The following is a 26206-nucleotide window of genomic DNA, read 5'->3' on the forward strand; positions in this document are numbered from 1 at the left end:
TGCGTCAAGGAGGTTCATGGGTAGTCCGTGGTCAGCACTGCAGCGTCTGGTCGCGTTGGGCTTTGCTGCCTGGCTGGCGGTCGTGTTGTCGCCTCAGATCAAGCTGTGGTTCCCCAGTTACTTCGGCAAATACGATGACCTGGATATCGCGCGCTATTTCGTGCCGCTCGCAACGGCCATATTCGCTCTGCTGCTGACGCTGCTCATCGAACTTCTGACGGCAACTCCGCAGCTGCGGCGACTGCTTGACCGTCGGGCGATTTTCCTGGGTATGTATCTCAGCCTTCCAGCCAATCGAGATCATGTGCACGTCTTTTCCCTCCGGACCAAGGTCTTGAGCAAGCGCTATGCACTTGTGGGTTACGGCTACTCCTTACAGAGCCGGCAGGAAACAGCGTGCTGGCATTCCGACAAGCTGGAGATCAATCCCGTTCAGCCGATGACCTTGGTATATGCCTATGCTGGAGATGAAATCGAAACCGGAGAGCGGTTCGACGGCCACGGCTACGTGAAGATCAAATTCTTCGGAACACGCCCGGAACGAGGAGAAGGCTACTGGATCGACGTGCCCGACCATGGCAGCCCGCGCAGGTTTCACTCCAACTATCTTCAGGTCACTCCCGAATTGAGGCGACAGCTTTTCAAGCGCGTCTGGTGGCTCACACGTGATTTCCCATTTATCCAGTTCCGCAGATTTGTCTCGGAACATCGGCAAGTGTTCGAGGCCTTCGCTGCGCTTAGCTCGCAGGAACGCGATGCCTTCCGCCGGCCAAATCGGGACCTCGGGGATCAGTTAGCCCAAAAACCTGAAGTCGGTGCTTCGGGGGAGTGAATCCATTCAGTGGCCGTAGCCATCTTCGTCTCTGCTAAGAATTCCTCAATACCATCGTCGCATCGACCTCGGCTATATACGAAACAGATTGGTTACGGACAGCTATCGAACCGCGTGGACTTAAATAGGCATTTTATTGTATCGGGCCTAACCTCCTTACTGAGGTGTCAATCTAAATTAACTAAACCGATTTGCAGCGGCATCTACGGGGCGGTTGCTGCCGTTCTCGAGTGGACAATCGTGAAAGGATAATCTCTGTGCAGGCCCCCCAAAAAACTCCAGCTCATCAGTGGCAAACAAGTTTTTACAGACAGATTCCAAATTCGATTCCACTGAAAGCCATAACTAACTTATTTATTTGTAGATACCTTGTGAGATACGGCTAAGTATCCACCAATTTCCAGCCCCGCGAGAACTGGGGTTTCACGACCAAATTACTTCCGTCTGTCTCCGCAACGGGCTCAATTGGTATTTTTCAGGTTGCCTAGCTTCAACTCGCCTCTTGGCTGACTTTTGCCTACAGCTTTCCGCGACAACTCGTACAAAGAACAACCTTGCCTTAGAGCCCCCACAGCGATACCTTGCTCCAGTCGCGGCCAATTCCGCGACCGGGTTTGGCGACCCGAACGAAAAGGCGCATCGGCGCCCCGACCACGATTGCAGGCGCTTTTTTTGCGTCCGCAGTTTCGTGTAATGGCGGCTGTGCGTGGGAGACCTTCGGGTCTGCCGAGTTCCTTTTCCTCGGTTCGCCAACCTGCGTACAGCTGCCACCCTAACCGTTTGGCGACGGTCAGCGTGGTGCTTCAATCGAAAAGGACCGCATGCATGCTTATCTCAAGTCCATCCATGAGCCGCGCATTCGTTCTCCACCGTCGTTTCTCGGCGGCCCCCATTGACTTCACCGTCACCCAGTCCTGCGTTGTCTCCGCCCAGTCGGAGGCCCGCCATGTCTGACCAAGAACGTCTATCCACCATTCAAAGCTATGCCTGGACCCTCGAACTACTAGGCGAGGCCCTGGTCCAGCACGACGAAATGCTGGAGTGCGAACACAACCCGCGGCTGAGCTTTCGCAACACGGCTGGGATTCATCAGGCGATTCGGATTATCAGCCGGTTGGCCAGTGAACAGTGTGGGAAGGTTATGGAGCGAAATGGGCAGGAGTTGGATAGCTAGGCACGATCGTTGATGAGTGGCGGGCCAGATGTGATCGTTGCGGCTGGCCCTCTGCTAAATGCCGCCTGGTGGTTTATTCCTGTCGGGTAGGGCTATGGGGCTGCTGTGCGGCCCATCGCAGTGGATGGTACCGGCTGCGCCGGTGTTCGCGGCTCCCTCCTGCGTGATGGGGGCTCGCAGCTCAGCCTGCGAAGAATAATGGTTGAGATCTTGGCCGAGGAGGGTACTCAGTGGCCCTAATGCTCTGGTTTGTATTGGGTGTCAAAGGTAAGTGGCCCAAGTGACATTCGGTGTCACCAAGGAGGAGAGGTATTGATAATGTGCTCTACCCACGCGGTTAGGGCCTGCTGGTAGTCGTCCGATGGGTGTGTCACGCACCAGTTCCTGACAAAGGCGTTGCGTACCCCCTCGTCGATCATAGGGATATCACCCTCGAGGTCTCCCACAGTTTTCTTCGGGCTATAAGGGTTTACTCGCGCTACTTTGGAAAAAACGTTCACCCCGGTGATGAATCCGCGAGCATAGTCATTGAGTCGGATTTGGTCTGAGGCACTGACCGATAGAATTGTGGGGCATTTCTCGTTGCCAAGGCCGTGAACCCTGAAGTTGAAGTTGTGATGACGCGGCGCATCCTCTGCGTTTGCTGCGATGCTTGCGATGGAGAGCATCGCGGCTAGAAGAGTCCGTTTCATTAGTCACCCACCTAAAAATGGCAAACCGCCATTATAGGTGGCTGAGCAAATGATTTTGTTGAGGAAATTTGAGGGCACCCCTCGAAAGTGACCAGCTAGCGATATTCCCATGCTCCCTAGCGAGCCCGCTGGTTGGCCATCTGCTGAAGGCCGCTAGGTGGGTTACTCCTGTCGGGTAGGTGAATGGGGCTGCTGCGCAGCCCATCGCAGCGGTTCGTCTCCACGACAAACCAGCTCCTACACGGGGGCGCGTAAACCCGTCAAATTCGTATTTTTCTTCGATCTTCTTACATTTTACGTATCATTTTCCTACAAGTTTTAAACTTGCGCTGCCGACAAGTGTGAGGCTAAATTTCCCCGTCACGGCAAATTCCGTGACCGGGCGTAGGAACCCGTTGGTAAACTTGGCGCACGCACTAGGCGCCCCTGCACCACAGCTGGCGCTTTTTTTGTGCCTGCCGTGCTGTGTCATGGCGGCTGTGTGTGGGCAGGCTTCGGCCTGGCCGGGTTTCCAAGTTTCCCGGTATTCCTACCCCACACTCAGCTGCCACCCAATCCCGTAGGAAGGATCGTGGCAGCTCCAACTGAAACTTGGAGCCTCATGCATGCTTATCTCAAGTCCATCCAGGATCCTCGCATCCGTTCTCCACCGTTTTACCTCTATTGCCCTCCGTAACCTCACCGTCAGCCAATCCCTATTTGTCTCTGCCCAACCGGAGGCCCGCCATGTCTGACCAAGAACATCTATCCACCATCCAAAGCTATGCCTGGACCCTCGAACTACTAGGCGAGGCCCTGGTCCAGCACGACGAAATGCTGGAGTGCGAACACAACCCGCGACTGAGCTTTCGCAACACGGCAGGGATTCATCAGGCGATTCGGATAATTAGCCGGTTGGCCAGTGAGCAGTGTGGGAAGGTGATGGAGCGAAACGGCCAGGACCCTGAGAGTTAGGCAGGATCATTGATGAGCGGTGGGCCAGATATTGTCGTCGCGGCTGGCCCCCTCTGCTGAAGGCTGCTGGTGGGTTACTCCAGCCAGGTCGGGGTATGGGGCTGCTGCGCAGCCCATCGCAGCGGTTCGTCGCCACGACAAGCCCGCGAACACCGGCGCAGCCGGTGCCATGCACCGCGTTAAATTCTTCGCGGGCGCGCCCGCTCCCACAGGGTACGCGGCGCGCCTGCCAGCAACAGTTCTCTGCGCGACAGCGCAGCCCAAAGGGCTGGGTGATCTTCCACAGGGTACGCGGCGCGCCTGGCAGCAACAGTTCTCTGCACGACAGCGCAGCTCGAAGGGCTGGGCGACTTCCTGCAGGGGCCGCGCAAGCCCTGAGGTTGTGCTGCACCTGCGGCAGGCTGGGATGTCGCGCAAAGAGCTGAGTTTGCAGGCGTAGTTTGTGTGCGGGTTTGCCTGCAAAGAATCCAGCGCGGTGGATGGCACCGGCTGCGCCGGTGTTCGCGGCTAAAGCCGCTCCTACACGTACAGCGCCAATTCGAAGCCAGCGCAGTACCTGTGGGGGCGGGCGTGCCCGCGAAACAGGCGACGCAGTGGATGGCTCCGGCTTCACCCGTGTTCGCGAGTGAACTCGCTCCTACAGGAGCAGTGATGGCTGTAGATCACTGGGCACTGGCATCCACTTCGTGCTCGTCGGCAAAGGCCAAGAACATCTGCAGGTCGAGCACGTCCAGCCTGATTTGGGCGATGAAGGCCGAGAACGCCAGGTTGGCGGCGAGGCGGCGCATGTCGCTGGCCCAGGCGGGTATATAGGTGGGTGCTTGCAGCCAGCCGGACTCGAACAGTGGCGCAAGGCGCACGGTATCGGCCAGGCTCATGCGCCCTGCGAACAGGTGGCCGACCAGCTCCGGGCGGTTGTCGCGGATCGCCACGCGCAGCAGGGTATGCACGCCCAGCAAGCCGGTCAGGTAGGCGGCGTCCTTGGTAAAGGCCGAGCCGCCACGCAGGTCGGCGCCGCGGAAAATGCGCTGGGTGGAGCGGAAGGACTCTTCTGGCGATTGGCCGGCCTCCAGGAAACCTTCGAACACTTGGATGAAGTCCGCACCATCCAGTGCCTGCTGCACAGCAAGCACGCGCAGGGCCACGCGGCGCAAGCGATTGATGTCCATGCTGCCGGTGAACAACTCGGCCAGTGTGGCAATGCCTTCCTGGGTCTGGGTAGTGCGCGGTGCGCCGAGGCCCAGGCTCTTCAGGTTGTGTTGGTTGGCACCATTCTGTGCAGTGGCGACATGCACGAAGGCTTCGTGTTGCAACAGTTGCTGCTTGTCCAGCTCGCTGAACAGGGCGCTGGCCCGCAGCCGGATGCGGCTGCTACCGGCAATCGCCTTGGACGCCAGGGTCGGGTCCAGCACGATGCGGACCTGGCCGGCACCGAAGAAGCGGTCCAGCTCCGGCTGCATCCAGGCGGCGAATGCCTCGGCCGGAATATCGGCTTCGCTCGGTGGAATCTGGTCTCCGCCAAGCAGGGCGTCGGTGGTGCTGAGGAAGAAACGGGCCGCATCGAGCATGGTCAGCTTTTGCCTGGGGTAAAGAAAGTCCGGGCGGCGGTACAGTGCCGACGAATACTGCGTGAAGGCGGGCGTGCCGATGGCCCCCAGCATGCGCCCGGCGGTGGCATAGCTGCGCGCAGTTGTGGCCAGGAAGTGCCCGGCCGGGTGGCCTTGGTCACACTTGCTGATAAAGGCTTCCAGTGCGGCAATGTCGGCGCTGTGGTCGCGCGCTGGCAGCGCCACCTTGGGCAATTGCGCGTTACCGGCGCGCCATTGCGTCAGGAATTGCTGTTCTACGCCGTCCGGCCAGGCCAGTGCCTCCAGCACGCGGATCTTGCGAGCCAGCCCGGGCAATGCGCAATCGAGTTCGGGAAGCGATGCAGCACTCATGCAGAAGTCCTTGAGAGACCGGCTTTCATCGCTACAGCTTAGTTGTTGCCGATCAGCCGGTGCCATGCACCGTGTTGGATTGTGCGCGGGCGCGCCCGCTGCCACAGGGGCTGCGTTGCGCTTGAGCGTTGAGCCTTCTGCGCAACAGCAAGCCCATGCCGAACACGGGTGACACGCCGCGTCACTGATTCGTCTCGATGAGTCATATTGATGCTTTTCAATCCTCAGGCTAATACTAAGGTATCAGTCGGGGGGGCACGAAATATGCAATCGAGATTTGTTATCGTTCCTGCGGTGCCAATAGAAAAAGAATCCTTCCAATCAGGCGCTCGCTTTTATGCGGCGACCGTGTCAGGTGGCTTCGACATCTACGACAACCAAGAAAAGTTACGGCTGAAGCCAAGCTACCCGACCAGGTCGCTCGCAGAAGCAGCACGCCTGAAGCTGAACAGTGAGTGCCGGAATCCAGACGAGCTTTTCCCGTTCCTGCGGGTGGAATGCTCGGCCATGGAGTAGTGATGCGGTGCAGGTAATGGCTTGCGCCGTATACCCAATGTTTAACACTGCCTGAACCAGATGCTCCGGGGCTAAACACTTAGCCCCGGAGCATTACGTGCAATCGCGCAGGCCCTGCGCAATTCACTTATGCCCAACGCCCAAGCTGGCCTGGCGGTTGCCTTTTGCCCAGCGCAGGTGCGCCAGCAGCCGGTGTTTGCGATAGGGCTGCACATTGCGGATCACCCCCCAGGCATGCAGTGCCCGCTTCACCGCCGCGGTTTTCGCAGATGGGGCCGCAAACCGCATCCACTTCGGGGCTGGAGAAGCAATCCAGCGTTGCACATTGCTCTACAACCGAGCCGTCCCCGCAGAAGCACCGCACAAGGTTTGGCCCACCCGCAACAACCTCCTGGTAACTCTTGTCCGGGCCGAACAGCAGCGCTTGTGCGTATGCGCGGTCTTTGCCCATTTCGGAAAGGTTGATCTTGTCGACAAACTTGCCCGTCTGTTCGTAGGGCCAAACATGACTCACCAGTTGTAGTGATGAAAACATGCACCCATAAAAATATTGATCATCAAATTCAACCCGTTGTGTGTTGATGCGGTTCTTGTGTGTATCAGTTTGTTATCAGATGACGTGGGCTGTTTGCGCAAGGGCCCAGAGTGGGCGTTGGCGATGGGTTGCAACACGGCCCAAGCCGTTTGCCTGATTGGCATCAAACTTCGGTGGCCTTTTAGCTTCAGCGGGCAATACTTCATCTGTATACGCAGGCGTGTTCCTGGTGGCGCGCGCCGCTAGGAGGTGTCTGGTGAACAAGCTAACAATCGTGGGTGCCGGCTTGGTCGGCGAGGCGGCGGCTCAGATCATCGCCCGGGATGAATTGTGCCGTGAGCTGGTGTTGATGGATGTGCAAGGTGAGTTGGCGCAGGGCAAGGCGCTGGACGTGTGGCAGGCCGCAGTGGAGTCGGGTTCCGATACCCGGGTTTACGGCGGGGCCAATGCCGAAATGCTGGACGGTTCAGAACTGGTGGTGATTACCGCAGGTGTGCCGCGCAAGCCAGGGCAGTCGCGGCAGGATGTACTGAGCATCAACCTGCCGATTCTCGATAGCATCATGGCGGATATCAAACACCATGCGCCAGCGGCGACGGTGTTGGTGGTGTCGAACCCGGTCGATGTGCTGACCTATCGCGCCTGGAGCGTCAGCGGCCTGGGGCGCGACAAGGTGTTCGGCCAGGCGGGGGTGCTGGATACCGCGCGCATGAAGTGCTTCATTGCCGAGCAAACCGGCTTTTCTGCCCGGGATATCACCGCGCTGGTGCTGGGCGGGCATGGCGACAGCATGGTGCCGCTGATGCGCTACTGCCAGATTGGCTCAGTGCCACTGTCGCACTTCCTGTCCAGTGAGCAGATCGAGCAGATTGTCGAGCGCACACGCAAGGGTGGCGGCGAGATTCTGGGCCTGAAAAAGATGGGCAGCGCTTGCGATGCACCGGGCGTGGCCATTGCGCAAATGGTCGATGCCATCGCCAATGGGCGCAATCGTATTCTGCCGGCGGTGGCGATACTGCAAGGCGAGTACGGGCGCCAGGACATTGCCATGGGCGTGCCCTGTGTGTTGTCGGACAAGGGGCTGGCGCAGGTCGTCGAGTTGCCGCTGGATGCTCAGGAGCAGGCGATGTTCGACCATTCGGCCGATCAGGTGGCGCGGGATATTGCCGAGATGAAGGCGCTGTGAGCAGCGCCACAGGCTAGCGTTTCGGATTTGGCGGCTTTGTATCAGGGGGAAAACGCTCTAGTCTCCCCAGCTTCGATTTTGTGGGAGCCGCTATGAACCCGTCTATCCACCGCCGTCACCTGCTGCAGGGCGCCCTTGGCTGTGCGGCCACGCTGGCGCTGCCTGCCTGGGCAGCCAACCCGCTCAGTCAGCAGCTGCAACAACTGGAGCAGGCTGCCGGCGTCACCCTTGGCCTGTGGGCGCTCGACACTGCCACCGGCAAGCAGTTGGCCTATCGTGCCGAAGAGCGCTTCGCTTTCTGCAGTACCTTCAAGGCCATACTGGCAGGCGCAATTCTGCACCAGAGCCAAAAAGACCCGGGGCTGCTGCAGCGCCGCATTCCGTACGCAAAAGAAAAACTGGTGGTGTATTCCCCCATCACCGAGAAGCACGTGGGCAAGGGCATGACCGTTGCCGAGCTGTGCGCCGCCACGGTGCAATACAGCGACAACACCGCAGGTAACCTGTTGCTCGAACAGGTCGGCGGCCCGGCAGGGCTGACGGCTTTCGCCCGTGGGCTCGGCGACGCTGTATTCCGCCTGGACCGCAATGAGCCTGAGCTGAATACGGCCATCCCCGGTGACCTGCGGGACACCACCACCCCAATGGCAATGGGGCAGACCCTTCAGCGCCTGCTACTGACCGACGTGCTACCCGTTGCTGCCCGTGTACAGCTGAGCAGTTGGCTGAAAGGCAATACCACCGGCGATACCCGTATCCGTGCGGGTGTGCCTGAGGGGTGGGTAGTCGGCGACAAGACCGGCTCCGGGGATTACGGTGTGGCCAACGACGTGGCAATCATCTGGCCGCAAGGGCGCGCGCCCTGGATTCTGGTGGTGTTCAGCCGGGCAGCAGAAAAGGCAGCAGCTTGGCGCAGTGAACCTGTCGCAGCTGCCACGCGGGTGGTCGTGCAGACTTGGCACGGCGGCTGAGAAGCGCGCTCTGGCGCCCTGGTGGCAACCGACACTGCGCCGGGTCAGTGCACCAGCCGGGGCACTGCCCGCACGTAGATCAGTTCGGCCACCAGTTCGAGCAGTGTCTGGGTGATGACAGCTGCCGCCGCCAGGGTGCGCATTTCTTCGGGCAATGCCAGTGCCAGCGGCAGCACCACCAGCGAGTTGCGCGTGGCAGCGCTGAAGGTCACCGAGCGTGCCTCGGTGGCCGGCAGGCGCAGCAGCCGGGCCGAGATGAAACCTAGCGCAGGCGCCAGCAGCATGAAGCCGATGTACACCGGAATTACCGGCAGCAAACGCTCGAAGTCGCGCAGTACCACGGCAATCTGCGAAGCGATCACCACCACCAGTACCAAGGCCATCGCCGGTACCGGCAGCCACGCCCAGGCATCGTTCCAGGCCGCGACTGCACGGGAGCGACGGGCCCCGGCGCTGGTGAGCACGGCGAGCATCAGCGGCAGCGCGATCAACAGCACGAAGGCTTCCACGAACGGGGTGATGGAGATGACCACGTTGTTGCTGTCACCCAGCATCAGCGCCAGGTACACCGGCAGCAAGACCAGTTGCAGCAACAGCAACACGGGGGTGGCGGCCAAGGTCAGGCGCGAATCGCCTTTGCCGATGTGGGTGAACACCACCACGTAGTCGATGCACGGTGTGAGCAGCACCAGCAAGGCACCGACGAGGATCGCCGGGTGTGCGACCAGGCCGCGAGTGATGGCCCAGACCAGCAGTGGTAGAAGGATGAAGTTGGCCAGCAACAGGGCGCCGATGAAGCGGCGGTTGCCCAAACCTTGGCGCAGGTCGAGGAAAGGAATCTGCAGGAACATCGCGTACATCAACACGGCGATGGCGGGGGTGACCAGGGCCTCAAGGTGGCGTGCCGTGTCGCTGGCCAGCAGGCCAAAGGCGACGGCGGCGAGCACAGCGGCGAAGTAGATCGGGATTTGCCGGGTTTCGAGTTGCTCTCTGGTCAAGGTGGGGCCTGTGCTTGCTGGATGAAAAGGCACACAGGGTAATACGCGCTACCTAAAGGATGCCGCAGATTTTTGTAGGAGCGGCCTTGTGTCGCGAAAGGGGCGCGACGCGGCCCCACGATTGCAGCTTTACCAACAAGATCGCCGGGACCGCTTTGCGGTCCTCTCGCGACACAAGGCCGCTCCTACAGGGATCGCGTCAGGTCTGAGAGCCCGAAACGAAAAAGCCCGGCACTGGGCCGGGCTTCTTCACTGCAGGCTAGCGCCCGATCAGTTGCCGTAAACCGGCAGCTTCTTGCAGATGGCCTTGACCTTCTCACGTACGGCGTCGATCACCGCTTCGTTGTTCAGGTCAGCCAGGATGTCGCAGATCCAGCCGGCCAGTTCCTTGCACTCGGCTTCCTTGAAGCCACGGGTGGTAACGGCTGGGGTGCCGAAACGCAGGCCCGAAGTGACGAACGGGGAACGTGGGTCGTTCGGTACCGAGTTCTTGTTCACGGTGATGAAGGCTTTGCCCAGGGCGGCGTCAGCGTCCTTACCGGAGATTTCCTGCTTGATCAGCGACAGCAGGAACAGGTGGTTCTGGGTGCCGCCGGAAACCACGTCGAAACCACGCTCGATGAACACGCTGGCCATGGCCTGGGCGTTTTTCACCACTTGCTGCTGGTAAGCCTTGAACTCAGGCTGCAGGGCTTCCTTGAAGCAGATGGCCTTAGCCGCGATGACGTGCTCCAGCGGGCCGCCCTGGGCGCCTGGGAACACAGCGGAGTTCAGCTTCTTCTCGATGTCGGCGTTGGCACGGGCCAGGATCAGGCCACCGCGCGGGCCGCGCAGGGTCTTGTGGGTGGTAGTGGTGACCACATCGGCGAACGGCACCGGGTTCGGGTACACGCCAGCGGCAACCAGGCCAGCAACGTGGGCCATGTCGACGAACAGGTAGGCACCGACCTTGTCGGCGATGGCGCGGAAGCGGGCGAAGTCCAGAACCTGCGAGTAGGCCGAGAAGCCGGCAACGATCATCTTCGGCTTGTGCTCGACAGCCAGGCGCTCGACTTCGTCGTAGTCGATCAGGCCGTTGCCGTCGATGCCGTACTGGATGGCGTTGTACAGCTTGCCCGAGGAGCTTACCGAAGCACCGTGGGTCAAGTGGCCACCGTGGGCCAGGCTCATGCCCAGGATGGTGTCACCGGCCGACAGCAGGGCCAGGTAGACGGCAGCGTTGGCCTGGGAGCCAGCGTGCGGCTGGACGTTGGCGTAGTCGGCGCCGAACAGCTCTTTGGCACGGTCGATGGCCAGTTGCTCGACGACGTCGACGTACTCGCAACCACCGTAGTAGCGCTTGCCTGGGTAGCCTTCGGCGTACTTGTTGGTCAGGACCGAGCCCTGGGCTTCCATGACTGCCGGGCTGGTGTAGTTTTCCGAAGCGATCAGCTCGATATGCTCTTCCTGGCGCAGGGCTTCTTGCTGCATGGCTTCGAAGAGCTCGGCGTCGTACTTGGCAATGGTCAAATCACGGCTGAACATGGCGGTCCTCAAGGATCGGGGGTGAGTTAGGCGGGCATTCTAACCGATTGATTCGCGGCTGGCATATGAAGTGGCATCAAGTCGCGGACCAATGGGCTTCATGTTGCATCCCGCGCCGTGTCTGGGCTGGGCGGGCGCGGGAGTTGACTCAAAGGTCCGTTTTTCCAGGCGCAGACCTAGGCCTCAACGCGGTCCTTTGTGGGAGCGGCCTTGCGTCGCGAAAGGGCTGCACAGCAGCCCCAGCAATTTGTGCTTCTACGCTGAAATCCTGGGGCTGCTGTGCAGCCCTTTCGCGACGCAAGGCCGCTCCCACAAGAGTCCGCGCAATCCGTGAGGCGGCGGGCTCAATGGAACATGAACAATGTCTCGTTGGCGAACTGCGCCTCGAACTGATGCGCCGGCATCGGCCGCCCGAACAGGTAGCCCTGCACTTCGTCGCAACCGTGCTCGCGCAGGAACTCCAGCTGTTCGTGGGTTTCCACGCCCTCGGCGATTACCGCCAGGTTGAGGCTGTGGGCCATGGCGATGATCGCCCGGGCAATCTGCGCATCCTGCTCGCCTTCGGGCAGGCCGTCGACGAAGGTGCGGTCGATCTTCAGCACGTCGATGGGGAACTGCTTGAGGTAGTTGAGCGACGAGTAGCCGGTGCCGAAGTCGTCCACCGCAATGCTCAGGCCGAGGTTTTTCAGGCTGGCTAGAATCTGCAGTGCCTCGTTCACCTCGCGCATCAGGATGCTCTCGGTCAGTTCCAGTTCCAGGCAGGCTGGCGGCAGGCCGCTTTCTTCCAGAATGGTGGCGATGCGCGTGCCCAATTGGCCGTCGGAAAATTGCCGCGCCGAAATGTTCACCGACACCTTCGGCACCCGCACCTTGGCCTTGTGCCAGGCCTTGAGCTGGCGGCTGGCCTCGCGCAGTACCCAGTCGCCCACGTCCACTACCAGCCCCAGTTCTTCGATTACCGGGATAAAGTCGCCCGGTGGCACCAGGCCGCGGGTCGGGTGGCGCCAGCGCAGCAGCGCTTCGGCGCCGGTCAGGCGCTTGCCGTCGCCACTGAACTGCGGCTGGTAGTAGAGGATGAACTCGTTCTGCTCCATGGCATGGCGCAGGTCGCTCTCCAGCTCCAGGCGTTCCAAGGCGCTGGCGTTCATCTCGGCCTGGTAGAACTGGAAGTTGTTCTTGCCGCGTTCCTTGGCGTGGTACATGGCGGTGTCGGCGTTTTTCATCAGCTGGCTCAACTCGCCGCCATCCTGCGGGCTCAGGGCGATGCCGATACTGGCGGTGACGAAGAACTCGCGGTTTTCCAGTACGAACGGCCGCACCAGGCTGCCGAGGATGTTCTCGGCCACGTGGATGGCGCGGTTGAGCGCCATCTCGCGGGTGGGGCGCGGTTGCAGCAGCAGGGTGAACTCGTCGCCACCCATGCGCGCCACGGTGTCGTCATCATCCACGCAGGCCAGCAGGCGCAGGGCCATGTCCTTGAGCATGCGGTCGCCGGCGGCATGGCCGAGGGAGTCGTTGATCGGCTTGAAGCGGTCCAGGTCGAGGAACATCAGCACCACCCAGGCCTTTTGCCGCTCGGCTTGTTGCAAAGCGTTGTACAGGCGGTCCTGGAACAGCGTGCGGTTGGGCAGGTGGGTGAGGGCGTCGTAGTAGGCCAGGCGATGAATGCGCTGTTCGCTGGCCTTGCGCTCGCTGATATCGGTGAAGAAGCACACGTAGCTGGCCAGGTCGCCTTCGTCGTCCAGTACCGCGGTAATGCCAACCCAGGCTGGGTAGTGGTCGCCGTCGCGGCGCTTTAGCCACACCTCGCCCTCCCAGCTGCCGCGCTGGTGCAGTTGCTTTACCACGTAGCGCAGGTGGCCTTCCTGCTGGTGGTCCACCGTGAGCATGCCGGGCAACTGGTCGAGCACTTCGTTGACGGCATAGCCACTGACCCGGCTGAACGCCTCGTTGGCCTGGACGATATAGCCGGCCGGGTCGGTGATGAGGATTGCCGAGGTGGAGTGCTCGAATACCGTGGCCGCCATGCGCAGGTCTTTTTCGGCGCGACGTTGCTGGCTGATGTCGCGGCCCACCCCGAGCACGCCTTCAAAGCGTTCTTCATCGTCCCACACCAGCACCAGGCGCAGCTCGATAGGTATCTTGCGGCCATCGGCGCGCAGGCAGTCGAACAGGAACAGTTGGCTGGGTAGCTGGCTGCGCAGCTGGGCCAGTTGGGCCGGGTCGCCGATGGCCTTGCTGACGCGCTCCATCAGGCTGTAGATGCCGGTGAGCTGGGCCGGGTTGGCGATGATCGACTGCCAGCCGTTGGCGAAGATCCAATCGGCCTGGTAACCCAGCACACTCTGCACCGAGGGGCTGACATAGTTGAGCTTGAGCAGGTTGTCGGTGGAGAAGATCACGTCGCTGATGCTTTCGGCCAGCATGCGGTAGCGCTGTTCGCTGTCGCGCAGCGACTGGCTGGCCGCGATCTGCACCGTCACGTCCTTGCCCACGCCAATGATGCGCGTCGCCAAGCCATCGGCGTCGCGGGTCAGCACCTGTTCGCGGATGTCGTAGCAGCACCAGCCGCCATCACGGTGGCGGAAGCGCAGCTGGCAGTGCAGCGGCAGGTCATGGCCGGTGTCGCGCTGTTGCTGGCGCAGGGCCTGGTAGTGGGCAGCATCTTCGGGGTGCAACAGCATCTCCCAGAAGCGGTCACCCATCTGCGCCAGCTCGGTACGGTCGTAGCCCAAGGTCTGGCCGAGGTGGCGGTTGCTGAAGATCATCCGCTGGCTGAGCACATCCTGCACGTATAGCTGGTCGGGTACGGTGCGCACCACATCCGACCAGAAGCTTTCGCGCTCCAGCAGTGACAGCTCCACCTGCTTGCGGCTGGTGATGTCGCTGATGCTGAGGATCACCGCCTGGTAGTCGCGGCGTTGTTGCGGCAGGCGCGCCATCAGCCACAGGTGCAGCTCGCCACCCAGCGGTGCTGGCAGGCGCACTTCCAGCTCCAGCAGCGAGCGTTGTTCGATCAGCGCGTCAATCAGTTGCATGCCAACACTGTCGCGGCCATCGCCAGTGCCGTCGATCAGGCGCTGCCAGGCGCCTTCGTGGCTGTCGATGTTCAGCAGCTGGCGCGTCACCTGGTTGACCTCGGTGATCTTCAGCTCCTGCAACAGCGAGCGGCGCAGGTTCGGGTCCAGGGCCAGGCTGTGCTTGAGCGCGGCGCGGTTGCGCAGGTGGTAGCGGTCGAGCTGGCCGGGCAAGCTGGACAGGTCGAGCACGCACAGGGCCACGCCGGTGCCTTCGAAAATTTCCTGGTAGCGCCGGCGGTCTTCCTGCAGCGCGCGTTGGCGGCGGCGCATGTTGATCAGGGCCAGCACCGGCAGCAGGGCGCAGAACAGCACCAGCAGGCATTTGCCGAGCAGTGCTGGCAGCAGCTTCTGCTGGGTCAGCTTGGCGTCGAACAGGCCACGCAGCTGCCAGGTGCTGTTGTCGATGAACGCCAGCATCACGCTTTGCAGCGGCTCGTTACTGGTATTGGTTGGCGCATGGCGCTGCAGTACTTCGCCGCTGCGGCTGTTTTCCAGTAGCCACAGCGGGTGGCCGTCGCCATCCAGGTGGGCGGTGAGGGTGTTGTAGTAGGCCGGTGACAGGCGCAGCAGCCAGTAGCCGCGGTCCTGTTCGGTGGCCTGGCGCAGCAACAGGTACAGGGTGCTGTTGTCGGCCGAATTGTTGAAGAAGTACGCGCGGCCCTGGTTCAGCGTGAGCAGCTCGTCAAGCAACTGGCGGTCGGGGCTGCCAGCCAGGCTGTCGGCCCTTACCTGCCCGGCGCTGTCCAACCAGGCCACGCTTTGCAGGGCTGGCAGGCGCTCGCGCAAAGTGCCCAGCAGGTTGGGCAGAGCCGTAGGCGTCGGCGCATTGACGTAGGGCTGCACCACATTCACCGCCTGTTGCGCCTGTAACGCCATGTTCAGGCTCAGGTGGTCGGCCAGTTCGGCGGTGGCGTCCAGGCTCTGTTTGCGCAAGTCGTTCTGGGTATGGTTGAACTGGGCGAACAGCTGCCACAGCAGCAGGCCCAGCAGGATCAGGGCCAGCAGCGCCAGCGCACCCTTGATAGACCCGCGCAGGGCAGCAGCGGGCGCCGGTGGGGCGGAACGCAATGACGACGGATGAGTAAGGTTGGTCAAGCGTTGATCCTGCGATAGGGCTGGCGATGGCAGGGATGGATCATGCACGGTGTATGCCGGTGTCTGGCTGCTGGACCGCGGTGGCGCACTATAAGGCCGGACACCCGAAACGGGCTAGCATGCCTAGGATTATGGCAAAGTGCCAGTCGTGATGACCGATGGTGGCTGCCCGGTGGTTCGGCAAGCCCCTGCAACCTGTGCGAGAATAGCGCCCGCTTCACATGACAACGCATTGGAGATGTTCGGTTTTGGTTACTCACTTTTCCACCAATGGCCTCGATTCCGCCTGTGGGCGCAGCAGTCAGACCCTTGTCAGCACTGCCGTGACCGAGGACGTATCCTGCAAGTCTTGCCAGCGTTCGCTGAGCAAACCCGAGGCGGCCGCTGCCGCCAAAAGCAAGACCCCATCGCTGGCTGAACTGCGCAAGACCGCCAAGGCGGCAGCAGAGCCGGCAGTTGCCGTGGCAGCGGCCAGCAAGCCCGCCGCCAAGGTTGTCAGCACAGCGCCTGCGGCCGCCAAGCCGGCCAAGGTGGCCGAGCAGCAGCCTGCCCGCAGCGGCAGCTTCAGCGTGAAGTCCGCCTGGGCCGCGCGCCTGGCCGAGCAGGGCGACCGTTGCCGGTTGCCGCGGGGCAAGGCCAGGCAGCGTCACGTCTGAGCCATCCTGTTTGTTGTGCCGGCCCTTTCGCGGCTAAAGCCGCTCCCACAGGTAATGCGTTGTCCTTGAAGGCAGTGCTATCCGTGTGGGAGCGGCTTTAGCCGCGAATAGGCCGGTACAGGCCATAGATTTCCCCCAGGGATCACCCCGATCTCACCCCACCATCCGCCCCTCCTATGCAACGCCGCGCGTTGGCGTAGAATGGTCGACTTTGTTCAATGACACCCCGTAAACACATCCCCCTGGCCAGCGCGCCGGGGCGATCGTCGATGTCTTTACCTATCTGATTAGAGGGCTTGGTTTTGGCTCAATACGTCTACACCATGCATCGGCTGAGCAAGGTCGTGCCGCCGAAGCGGGAAATTCTCAAGAATATTTCCCTGTCGTTCTTCCCTGGCGCCAAGATTGGCGTGCTCGGCCTGAACGGCGCCGGTAAATCGACCCTGCTGCGGATCATGGCGGGCGTCGACAAGGAATTCGACGGCGAAGCCCGTCCGATGCCCGACATCAACGTTGGTTACCTGCCGCAGGAACCACAACTGGACCCGAACAAGTCCGTTCGCGAAGTGGTCGAGGAAGCGGTCAGCGTAATCAAGGACGCCCAGGCGCGCCTGGACGAGGTCTACGCTGCCTACGCCGAACCGGATGCCGACTTCGACAAGCTGGCTGCCGAGCAGGCCAAGCTGGAAGCCATCCTGCAGGCTGCCGACGGCCACAACCTGGAGCGTCAGCTGGACGTGGCCGCCGATGCCCTGCGCCTGCCGGCCTGGGACGCACGCATCGAGCACCTGTCGGGTGGTGAAAAGCGCCGTGTGGCCCTGTGCCGCCTGCTGCTGTCGGCCCCCGACATGCTGCTGCTCGACGAACCAACCAACCACTTGGACGCCGACTCGGTGGCTTGGCTGGAGCGCTTCCTGCACGACTTCCCGGGCACCGTGGTAGCGATTACCCACGACCGTTACTTCCTCGACAACGTTGCCGGCTGGATCCTGGAACTGGACCGCGGCGCCGGTATCCCGTACGAAGGCAACTACTCGGGCTGGCTGGAAGCCAAGTCGGACCGCCTGGCGCAGGAATCCAAGCAGCAGAGCGCCCACGAGAAAGCCATGAAAGAGGAACTGGAGTGGGTGCGCAAAGGCGCCAAGGCTCGTCAGTCCAAATCCAAGGCCCGTCTGCAGCGTTTCGAAGAAATGCAGTCGCAGGAATTCCAGAAACGCAGCGAAACCAACGAGATCTACATCCCGGCTGGTCCGCGCCTGGGCGACAAGGTCATCGAGTTCAAGAACGTCACCAAGGGCTACGGCGACCGCGTGCTGATCGACAACCTGTCGTTCGCCATGCCTAAAGGCGCCATCGTCGGCGTGATCGGTGGTAACGGTGCCGGTAAGTCGACCCTGTTCCGCATGCTGATGGGCAAGGAACAGCCGGATTCGGGCAGCATCGAGATCGGTGAAACCGTACAGCTGGCCTGCGTGGACCAGAGCCGTGAGGACCTGGACGGTGGCAAGACCGTGTTCCAGCAGGTTTCCGACGGTTCCGACATGATCCGCATCGGTAACTACGAGATCCCGTCGCGTACTTACGTTGGCCGCTTCAACTTCAAGGGTGGCGACCAGCAGAAGTTCGTCAAGGACCTGTCTGGTGGTGAGCGCGGCCGCCTGCACCTGGCACTGACCCTGAAGGAGGGCGGTAACGTCCTGCTGCTCGACGAACCGTCCAACGACCTCGACGTTGAAACCCTGCGTTCGCTGGAAGAAGCCCTGCTGGACTTCCCGGGCGCCGCGATCGTGATTTCCCACGACCGTTGGTTCCTGGACCGTGTGGCTACCCACATCTTGGCGTACGAAGACGACTCGAACGTGGTGTTCTTCGAAGGTAACTACACCGAGTACGAAGCCGACCGCAAGAAGCGCCTGGGTGATGCCGCTGCCCAGCCGCACCGGGTACGGCACAAGAAGCTGGCCCAGTAAGCCAGCTTTTGATGCACAAGAATGGGGCCCTGGGTGGCCCCATTTTTGTGCCTGGCTGAAAACGGCGCGGGCTTCTTCGCGGGTGAACCCGCTCCCACAGGGAAACCTGCTGCCTCAAGCCCTGAACAAGGCCCATGTGGGAGCGGGTTTACCCGCGAAGAAGCCACCGGTGAAGCTTGATTTTGTATACATTTATAAAAACGCACCAAATAATTTCAAAAAAACGACATTTCGCCCTATTCCGGTGCGATTGCTTCTTGGTACATTCCTGAAAAAACCAATAAGTCCAAACCCTTCGGTGAGATGTCTACCATGATCGAATCTGTCGACAATTTCCTTGCACGCCTCCAGCAGCGTGACCCAGGCCAACCGGAATTCCACCAGGCGGTGGAAGAGGTGCTGCGCACCCTGTGGCCATTCCTTGAAGCCAACCCCCATTACCTGCAATCCGGCATCCTCGAGCGCATGGTCGAGCCGGAGCGTGCTGTGCTGTTCCGTGTTTCCTGGGTCGATGACCAGGGCAAGGTGCAGGTCAACCGCGGCTACCGCATCCAGATGAGCAGCGCCATCGGCCCGTACAAGGGCGGCCTGCGCTTCCACCCGTCGGTGAACCTCAGCGTGCTGAAGTTCCTGGCCTTCGAGCAGGTGTTCAAGAACTCCCTGACCTCGCTGCCCATGGGCGGCGGCAAGGGCGGCTCGGACTTCGACCCGAAAGGCAAGAGCGACGCTGAAGTGATGCGCTTCTGCCAAGCGTTCATGAGCGAGCTGTACCGCCACATTGGCGCCGACTGCGACGTACCGGCCGGTGACATCGGTGTGGGTGCCCGCGAAATCGGCTTCATGTTCGGCCAGTACAAGCGCCTGGCCAACCAGTTCACGTCGGTGCTGACCGGCAAGGGCATGACCTACGGCGGCAGCCTGATCCGCCCGGAAGCTACCGGCTACGGCTGCGTGTACTTCGCCGAAGAAATGCTCAAGCGCCAGGACAAGCGTATCGATGGCTGCCGCGTGGCGATTTCCGGTTCGGGCAACGTGGCCCAGTATGCTGCGCGCAAGGTCATGGACCTGGGCGGCAAGGTGATCTCGCTGTCCGACTCCGAAGGCACCCTGTACGCCGAAGCTGGCCTGACCGACGCCCAGTGGGATGCGGTCATGGAGCTGAAAAACGTCAAGCGCGGCCGCATCAGCGCGCTGGCCGAGCAGTTCGGCCTGGAGTTCCGCAAGGGCCAGACCCCGTGGAGCCTGCCGTGCGACATCGCCCTGCCATGCGCCACGCAGAACGAGCTGGGCGCCGAAGACGCCCGTACCTTGCTGCGCAACGGCTGCATCTGCGTGGCTGAAGGCGCCAACATGCCGACCACCCTGGAAGCTGTGGATATCTTCCTGGACGCCGGCATCCTGTACGCCCCGGGCAAAGCTTCCAACGCCGGCGGCGTGGCCGTGTCGGGCCTGGAAATGTCGCAGAACGCCATGCGCCTGCTGTGGACTGCCGGTGAAGTGGACAGCAAGTTGCACAACATCATGCAGTCGATTCACCATGCCTGCGTGCACTACGGTGAAGAGGCCGATGGCCGTATCAACTACGTCAAAGGTGCGAACATCGCCGGCTTCGTGAAAGTGGCCGATGCGATGCTGGCGCAGGGCGTCGTTTGATCTGAGGCCGTAGGGGGCCGCTTTGCGGCCCTATCGCGACACAAGGCCGCTCCCACAGGGAATTGCGTACTCCTGTGGGAGCGGCCTTGTGTCGCGATGGGCTGCAAAGCAGCCCCCAGGGCCCTCAACCTTCACCCATGACTTCAACCACTTCGATCACCTGCTCCCCCACCGGCCGCCGCCAAACCACTTCATCCCCAGGCCCCGCGCCCAGCAAGGCCCGCCCCAACGGCGACCCCCAGTTGATCAGCCCCCGCCCAGCATCTGCTTCATCCTCACCTACCAACTGCACCACCTGCTCCTGGTCCTGCGCATCCACAAACCGCACCCGGCTACCAATCTGCACCTTGTGGCGTGAGGTTGCCGCCGGCACCACCTGCGCGCTCTGCACCCGCGCACTGAAGTAGCGCAGGTCGCGCTCGGTATCGGCCAGCCGCTGTTTGTCGGCACGCTCGCCCTGCGCCTGCAGCTCACTGCGCTGGGCATGCAGCTCGGCCACGCGCTCTTGCAGCTGGCGCAGGCCACTGGCGGTGACGTAGTTGGGTTGTTCGCTGACGCGCCGCTCAACCGGTTGGTCGGCCTGGGCGGCTGCCTGGTCTTCGTTGACGAATGCTCGGCTCATGCAGGGCCTCCTTGTGCAGGAGACCATCATGGCAGGCCGCCGGTTTCAAGGGATATCCGTTTGCGACTCAGTTGTGGCGATAGGCCTTGGCGGCGCCGCGGTCCTTTTCCTGTTCCCACTCGCGGTCGCGCTGGTCCCAGAAGCGCTCGTGGTACTGGCGCTGTTCTTCGCTGTTCTGCATGGCCTGGCATTGGCGGAAGCCATCGTCCCAACCGGTTTCGTACTGGCGCTCGTGCAGGTAGCGCGGCACGTCCTTGCGGAAGCCGCCAACCATCAGCCCGGCCGCCTGGCGGCCACTGCTGCAGCCGTCCTGGAAGCCATCGGCATAGGCGGGGGGGTAACCGTGATTGACCATCTGCTCGTGGGTGGTTTCGCAACCTGACAGCAACAACGCAATGCACACGCCGAACCAGTACCGCGACATAACCACAAAGCCCTCCAGTTGACAGTGGAAAGTCTAGGTGGCGATTTGTTGGGCGGGTGTCAAAACAGTGTCAAAGAGTTGCTAGGGTCACATCCTTTCAGTCCCGGCGCGCTCCCACAAGGTCCGCGTCAATAGTGATACCACTTCAGCTCCAGCATCACCTCGTTCTGCGCCGTAGCCAGGTGGCTGAACTCCCGCGAAGCACTCAACCTCACCCCCAGGTTCTGGCTGATTTCCCACTGCTGATTAAGGCTCACACTACGGCGCACCTCACCATTGGTGAAGTAATCGCCCTTGGCCTCCAGCGTCATGTTGCCCAGCCCGTTACGCCATAGCAGCCCGCCATTGAAGCCCGCCGCCGGGGCGATGAACTGGGCGAAGTCGTTGTGATGCTCGACCCGCACCGTGCCCAGGGCAAAGCCCAGCAAGCCATCGGCCAATTGCCAGGTACCGCCGGCCCCGCCATTCACATGGCTTACCAGCACTTCGTCATCATGCTTGCCCTGCACCCGCTCCAGCCCGCCGGCCACCTGCCACGACCAGGGCTTGAGCAGCTCGTTACGGGGCGTCAGCGAGCGGATGGTGGCCAGGTCCAGGCGCTGCACCTGCCAGTCGTTACCCTCGTACTGGCGCACTTTCAATTGCAGGATTTCGATCTGCGCGCCCAGCGGGAAGCCATAGGCGTTGTCATTCAGGTCGTGATAGGCCATGCGCAGGCCGTATTCGGCGTACGCGCGGTCTTCACGGGTGCCCACGCCCAATTGCCAGGTGCGTGAGTCATGGCCGTCCTCGGGCAGGCCAGGGCGTTCGATTTGCAGCGCAGGGGGCGGGTTGCTGTTGATCGCCCGCAGCAACTCGAAGCTACGCTTCGCTTGCCCAGGGTCGCGCTCCTGGCCATTGGCGCGGTAGCGCTCCAGGCGATACGCGGCATCCTGTACCAACGCTTGGCGTTCGCGGGGCAGGGCCTGGAATTCGGGGCTTTGCAATTGCGTGGTGTCGGCGCTTACGGCCAGTACCTGGCGCTTCTCGTGGTGGTCGAGCGGCTCGGCGCGGGCCAGCAGCTCACGTTCACGCGAGGGGCGGTAAGTTTCGCTGGCGACCATGCCCGACTGCTTCACGGCTTTTACCGTGTCCGTGGGGATGGCAGTCAGCGGGAATTGCGAGGTCAGGTCCAGGCTCGGCCGTGCCACTTGCAGCAGTTCCAGCAGGCGATACGAGCAGTTTTCGTCGAAGAAGAAGTAATCGAACTGGACCTGCTTCAGCTCCCACACATGCTCGACCATGCGCCCGGTTTCTTCCGGGGTCAGGTCCAGCTGGTACTCCCACAGGTCGCGGTTTTCCAGGCTGCGGTATTCGGACAGTTTTTCCTGGTAGGGCATCAGCGCGAACAGGCCCGGGTAGCCGCCCATCAGGCCTTTCCAGGCGTACAGGATGCTGTTGTCGCTGCCTTCGATGTAGGCACCGAAGTTGATCGCGTAGCTCAGCAGCGTGGTGTTGTCGCTGCGGGTTTTGGACTGGTCGATGCGCAGCAGGGTGTGGCCGAACATCGATGACGGGCTGTTCAGGTAGGCCGCGGGGAAGATCAACGCCGCGCTGTGCGGGTCGATCGACTGGTACCAGGTCTTGAATTCCTGGCAGTCCGGTTGCGGCAGGTCTTGCAGGTCGAGTTGTTCGCGCAGCCAGCGGGTGCGCGCCGGGAACACGCACTGGGCGTGCTTGTCACCAAGGCTGGCCGGGGCGTACAGCGCTGCGACCGTGGCTTGCAGCTCCTGGTCCGGGTGGTGCGCGCCGTCCTCAGCCAGGAAGAACGCATCATCGTCCACATAGCTGCGCCAACCGCCGAGTTTGGCGGTTTCGTAATGGCCCAGGGCGATCCAGTAAGGGGTGTTGGCCAGTTGCTGGAGACGGCCTTGGTCCAGCATGGGCGCAGCATGAACAGGGGCGCAGGCACACAGCGCCAGGGCAGCGAGGCGTTTGAGCATATCGGGCAACTACTTCTTAACGATGCCGAAAAAAGGCGAAACCCGCCCCAGGGGTGGGGCGGGAGCAGCTGTGCTTAGGCCTCGGTAGCGTATTTGGCCAGGCGTGGGTCGTTCTTCAGAACGGCCAGGGTGTTGCTGTGGACGGTTTCGGCAGTGACGTCGGCGCTGCTGAAGATTTGGTTGAAGTGCTGGTGGGTAACCGAGGCGAAGTAGCCACGGTCTTCCGGGGCCACGCCGAGCACTACGGCATAGGTGGTCAGTGCTTCGCCCTGGCCCATGGCCATGTCTTCGGACAGCTCGTTCATCATGCCGTTCATGGCGAACCAGGACTTGCCGCCGTAAGTCAGCGAAGCCTTGGTCGAGCAGCCGTTGGTGCCGGAAGTCATGCCGAAGGTGGCGTTACCGGAGGTGCCGTTGGTGGTAGAAGCCAGGAAGTGTGCCGGAGTGCCGCGCTGGCCTTCGAACAGCATGTTGCCCCAGCCGCAGTTCGGGCCGCCTGGCGCTTCAGCCATGGCGTTCAGCGAGACCACGGTGAACAGAGTACCCAGAAGAATCCGTTTCATAGCATTTGTTCTCTATTTGACTTAACCAAGGGTCAGGGTTTCTGGCAACTCGGTTGCCAGGTCGGGAAAGCATTTCACCCACCCGCGCAGCTTGGAGTTTAGGCACGATCTAAAGGTTGCGTTGTTGATTGCGAAAAATTTGCTGTTACATGACCTGCACTGGCTGCGACATAAAGTCCTGCCGAGCCTTGCAAGGCGCGCGCGGGCAGCGCCAGAATGCTGCGTATCTGCCCCGCCGAAGTAAGGAAACCCAATGCCCGATCCTGTCGCTGCGCGCCTGCGTCTCGCGCCCGAAGCCCTGACCCGGCGTTTCTCCCCCGAGCAGTTTGCCTTTACCCATACCGACGATCTGGAGCCGTTTCGCGGCGTCCTGGGCCAGGAGCGTGCTGTCGAGGCCCTGCAGTTCGGCGTGGCCATGCCGCGCCCCGGTTACAACGTATACGTGATGGGCGAGCCCGGCACCGGGCGCTTCTCGTTCGTCAAGCGCTACCTCAAGGCCGAGGGCAAGCGCCAGCACACGCCGGCCGACTGGGTCTACGTCAACCACTTCGACGACACTCGCGAACCGCGTGCACTGGAGCTGCCGTCCGGTAGCGCTGCCGAGTTCATCGCAGACATGGGCGGGTTGATCGACAACCTGCTGGCGACGTTCCCGGCCGTGTTCGAGCACCCGTCTTACCAGCAGAAGAAAGGCGCCATCGACCGCGCCTTCAACCAGCGCTACGACCGCGCCCTGGATGTGATCGAGCGGGCTTCGCTGGAGAAGGACGTAGCCTTGTACCGCGACGCGAGCAACGTCGCATTCACCCCGATGGCCGAAGGCAAGGCACTGGATGAGGCCGAGTTTGCCCAGTTGCCGGAAGAGGTGCGCGAGCAGTTCCACGAGGACATCGCCCTGCTTGAGGAGCGCCTCAATGAAGAGCTGGCCAGCCTGCCGCAATGGAAGCGCGAATCGAACAACCAGCTGCGTCAGCTCAACGAAGAAACCATCACCCTGGCCCTGCAGCCGTTGCTGGCGCCGCTGTCGGAAAAGTACGCGGAAAACGCGGCGGTCTGCGCCTACCTGCAGTCGGTGCAGCTGAACCTGCTGCGCACCGTGGTCGAGCAACTGGTCGACGACAGCAAGACCGACGCGGCTGCGCGCAAGCTGCTGGAAGAGCAGTACGCCCCAAGCCTGGTGGTTGGTCACCACGCTGACGGCGGTGCGCCGGTAGTGTTTGAGCCGCACCCAACCTACGACAACCTGTTTGGCCGCATCGAGTACAGCACCGACCAGGGCGCGCTGTATACCTCGTACCGCCAGCTGCGCCCAGGCGCGCTGCACCGTGCCAACGGCGGCTTCCTGATTCTCGAAGCCGAGAAGATGCTGGGCGAGCCGTTTGTGTGGGATGCGCTCAAGCGCGCCCTGCAGTCGCGCAAGCTGAAGATGGAGTCGCCGATCGGTGAACTGGGCCGTGTCGCCACCGTCAGCCTGCAGCCGCAAATGATCCCGCTGAACGTCAAACTGGTAATCATCGGCTCGCGTCAGCTGTACTACGCGCTGCAGGACCACGACCCGGACTTCCAGGAGATGTTCCGTGTGCTGGTGGACTTCGACGAAGACATGCCCATGGTCGACGAGAACCTGGAGCAGTTTGCCCAGCTGTTGCGCACCCGCACCAACGAAGAGGGCATGGCGCCGCTGACCAGCGATGCGGTGGCACGCCTGGCCACCTACAGCGCCCGCCTGGCAGAGAACCAGTCACGCCTGTCGGCGCGTATCGGCGACTTGTTCCAGTTGGTCAGCGAGGCCGATTTCATCCGCCAGCTGGCCAGTGACGAAATGACTGACGCCGGGCACATCGAGCGTGCGCTCAAGGCCAAGGCCACCCGTACCGGGCGTGTATCGCAGCGGGTGCTGGACGACATGCTCGCCGGCATCATCCTGATCGATACCGAAGGTGCTGCCATTGGCAAGTGCAACGGCCTGACCGTGCTGGAGGTGGGCGATTCGGCTTTCGGTATGCCGGCGCGTATCTCCGCCACCGTGTACCCGGGCGGCAGCGGCATTGTCGACATCGAGCGCGAGGTCAACCTCGGCCAGCCGATCCACTCCAAGGGCGTGATGATCCTCACCGGCTACCTTGGCAGCCGCTATGCCCAGGAGTTCCCGTTGGCGATTTCCGCGAGCATCGCCCTGGAGCAGTCCTACGGCTACGTGGACGGTGACAGCGCTTCGCTGGGCGAGGCCTGCACACTGATCTCGGCATTGTCGCGCACACCGCTCAAGCAGTGCTTTGCCATCACTGGCTCGATCAACCAGTTTGGCGAAGTGCAGGCGGTAGGTGGGGTGAACGAGAAGATCGAGGGCTTCTTCCGCCTGTGCGAAGCCCGTGGCCTGACCGGCGAGCAGGGGGTGATCATTCCGCGTGCCAACGTCGCCACCCTGATGCTTGACGAGCGTGTGTTGCAAGCGGTGGAAAATGGCCAGTTCCACGTTTATGCAGTCAGCCAGGCCGACGAGGCACTGAGCCTGCTGGTGGGCGAGGAGGCCGGGGTGCTCGACGACAAGGGGCTGTTCACCGAGGGCAGCGTCAATGCCCGGGTGGTGGAGCGCCTGCGGGAAATCGCCGAGATGATCAGCGAGGAAGAGATCGAGAAGGCAGAAAAGGAACGCCTGGAAGAGGTGATTGCCCAGGCCAAACCGGCCTGAGTCAATTAACCGGCGCTGGCGGCGATGTGCTACCGTTCAGCGCCGGTTTTCCATCTTTCTGTACTGTTCTTCTATGCTGGAACTTAAGGACAGTACAGCGTTCAGGATGGAAACAGCCTGAGGTTCAGGCTGAACAGGGCTTTTTGG

General features: G+C 61.9%; 19 protein-coding genes. 10 read left to right on the top strand and 9 right to left on the bottom strand.

The genetic code is table 11. The annotated features are described in order from the left end of the window. Positions 1-16 precede the first annotated feature (16 nt). Both ABE456_RS07405 and ABE456_RS07410 read left to right on the top strand, forming a co-directional pair. The gene (locus ABE456_RS07405; protein WP_346643337.1) at positions 17-832 is read left to right on the top strand and encodes a hypothetical protein; all 816 of its coding nucleotides are present in this window, start codon (positions 17-19) and stop codon (positions 830-832) included. A 946-nt stretch (positions 833-1778) separates the two neighbouring features. Next, positions 1779-2006 carry a hypothetical protein gene (locus ABE456_RS07410; protein WP_346643338.1) on the top strand — a complete coding sequence of 76 codons (228 nt, stop codon included), beginning with the start codon at positions 1779-1781 and terminating at the stop codon, positions 2004-2006. A gap of 293 nt (positions 2007-2299) precedes the next feature. On the opposite strand, the gene ABE456_RS07415 is transcribed toward ABE456_RS07410, so the two are convergent. Beyond that, complete coding sequence (locus ABE456_RS07415; protein WP_346643339.1) at positions 2300-2698, bottom strand: hypothetical protein; 399 nt, start codon at positions 2696-2698, stop codon at positions 2300-2302. A gap of 726 nt (positions 2699-3424) precedes the next feature. Here ABE456_RS07415 and ABE456_RS07420 point away from each other — a divergent pair. Further along, complete coding sequence (locus ABE456_RS07420) at positions 3425-3652, top strand: hypothetical protein (RefSeq protein ID WP_346643340.1); 228 nt, start codon at positions 3425-3427, stop codon at positions 3650-3652. Between the two features lie 662 nt (positions 3653-4314). On the opposite strand, the gene ABE456_RS07425 is transcribed toward ABE456_RS07420, so the two are convergent. After that, positions 4315-5592, bottom strand: coding sequence for a flavohemoglobin expression-modulating QEGLA motif protein (locus ABE456_RS07425; protein WP_346643341.1), 1278 nt, complete (start codon positions 5590-5592; stop codon positions 4315-4317). 264 nt (positions 5593-5856) lie between these two features. Here ABE456_RS07425 and ABE456_RS07430 point away from each other — a divergent pair, with 264 nt between their 5' ends. From ABE456_RS07430 to bla, 3 genes are all read left to right on the top strand, one after another. Further along, the gene (locus tag ABE456_RS07430) at positions 5857-6108 is read left to right on the top strand and encodes a hypothetical protein (protein WP_346643342.1); all 252 of its coding nucleotides are present in this window, start codon (positions 5857-5859) and stop codon (positions 6106-6108) included. A gap of 791 nt (positions 6109-6899) precedes the next feature. Continuing rightward, positions 6900-7829, top strand: coding sequence for a malate dehydrogenase (locus tag ABE456_RS07435; protein ID WP_346643343.1), 930 nt, complete (start codon positions 6900-6902; stop codon positions 7827-7829). Between the two features lie 92 nt (positions 7830-7921). Then, positions 7922-8800 (top strand): class A beta-lactamase, encoded by an 879-nt coding sequence (gene bla / locus ABE456_RS07440; RefSeq protein WP_346643344.1) that lies wholly within the window; start codon positions 7922-7924, stop codon positions 8798-8800. Positions 8801-8844: 44 nt separating this feature from the next. Here bla and ABE456_RS07445 read toward each other — a convergent pair whose 3' ends face one another. The 3 genes from ABE456_RS07445 to ABE456_RS07455 all read right to left on the bottom strand — a co-directional run bounded on the left by ABE456_RS07445 (position 8845) and on the right by ABE456_RS07455 (position 15497). Further along, complete coding sequence (locus tag ABE456_RS07445) at positions 8845-9798, bottom strand: bile acid:sodium symporter (protein WP_346643345.1); 954 nt, start codon at positions 9796-9798, stop codon at positions 8845-8847. 270 nt (positions 9799-10068) lie between these two features. After that, entirely contained in the window at positions 10069-11322 is a 1254-nt protein-coding gene (gene glyA / locus ABE456_RS07450; RefSeq protein WP_003247505.1) for a serine hydroxymethyltransferase, read from the bottom strand. A 344-nt stretch (positions 11323-11666) separates the two neighbouring features. Beyond that, positions 11667-15497: an EAL domain-containing protein gene (locus ABE456_RS07455; RefSeq protein WP_346643346.1), complete on the bottom strand. Its 3831-nt coding sequence runs from the start codon at positions 15495-15497 to the stop codon at positions 11667-11669. Positions 15498-15745: 248 nt separating this feature from the next. Between ABE456_RS07455 and ABE456_RS07460 the strand changes: the two genes are divergently transcribed. From ABE456_RS07460 to gdhA, 3 genes are all read left to right on the top strand, one after another. After that, a complete protein-coding gene (locus ABE456_RS07460) occupies positions 15746-16153 on the top strand; it encodes a hypothetical protein (RefSeq protein ID WP_346643347.1) in 408 nt (135 codons plus the stop codon). 302 nt (positions 16154-16455) lie between these two features. Continuing rightward, positions 16456-18123, top strand: coding sequence for an energy-dependent translational throttle protein EttA (gene ettA, locus ABE456_RS07465; RefSeq protein WP_322365169.1), 1668 nt, complete (start codon positions 16456-16458; stop codon positions 18121-18123). Positions 18124-18435: 312 nt separating this feature from the next. Further along, the gene (gene gdhA, locus ABE456_RS07470) at positions 18436-19776 is read left to right on the top strand and encodes an NADP-specific glutamate dehydrogenase (protein WP_346643348.1); all 1341 of its coding nucleotides are present in this window, start codon (positions 18436-18438) and stop codon (positions 19774-19776) included. Between the two features lie 124 nt (positions 19777-19900). On the opposite strand, the gene ABE456_RS07475 is transcribed toward gdhA, so the two are convergent. The 4 genes from ABE456_RS07475 to ABE456_RS07490 form a co-directional block, all read right to left on the bottom strand. After that, positions 19901-20398: a GreA/GreB family elongation factor gene (locus ABE456_RS07475; RefSeq protein ID WP_346643349.1), complete on the bottom strand. Its 498-nt coding sequence runs from the start codon at positions 20396-20398 to the stop codon at positions 19901-19903. A gap of 67 nt (positions 20399-20465) precedes the next feature. Continuing rightward, a complete protein-coding gene (locus ABE456_RS07480; protein ID WP_346643350.1) occupies positions 20466-20822 on the bottom strand; it encodes a hypothetical protein in 357 nt (118 codons plus the stop codon). A gap of 128 nt (positions 20823-20950) precedes the next feature. Beyond that, entirely contained in the window at positions 20951-22804 is a 1854-nt protein-coding gene (locus tag ABE456_RS07485) for a DUF4105 domain-containing protein (RefSeq protein WP_346643351.1), read from the bottom strand. A gap of 74 nt (positions 22805-22878) precedes the next feature. After that, the gene (locus tag ABE456_RS07490) at positions 22879-23367 is read right to left on the bottom strand and encodes a DUF3015 domain-containing protein (protein ID WP_346643352.1); all 489 of its coding nucleotides are present in this window, start codon (positions 23365-23367) and stop codon (positions 22879-22881) included. A gap of 253 nt (positions 23368-23620) precedes the next feature. Here ABE456_RS07490 and ABE456_RS07495 point away from each other — a divergent pair, with 253 nt between their 5' ends. After that, positions 23621-26059 (top strand): AAA family ATPase, encoded by a 2439-nt coding sequence (locus tag ABE456_RS07495; protein ID WP_346643353.1) that lies wholly within the window; start codon positions 23621-23623, stop codon positions 26057-26059. The last annotated feature ends 147 nt before the right edge of the window (positions 26060-26206 follow it).

Source organism: Pseudomonas sp. TWI929, assembly GCF_039673335.1.
Classification (GTDB): Bacteria; Pseudomonadota; Gammaproteobacteria; order Pseudomonadales; family Pseudomonadaceae; genus Aquipseudomonas.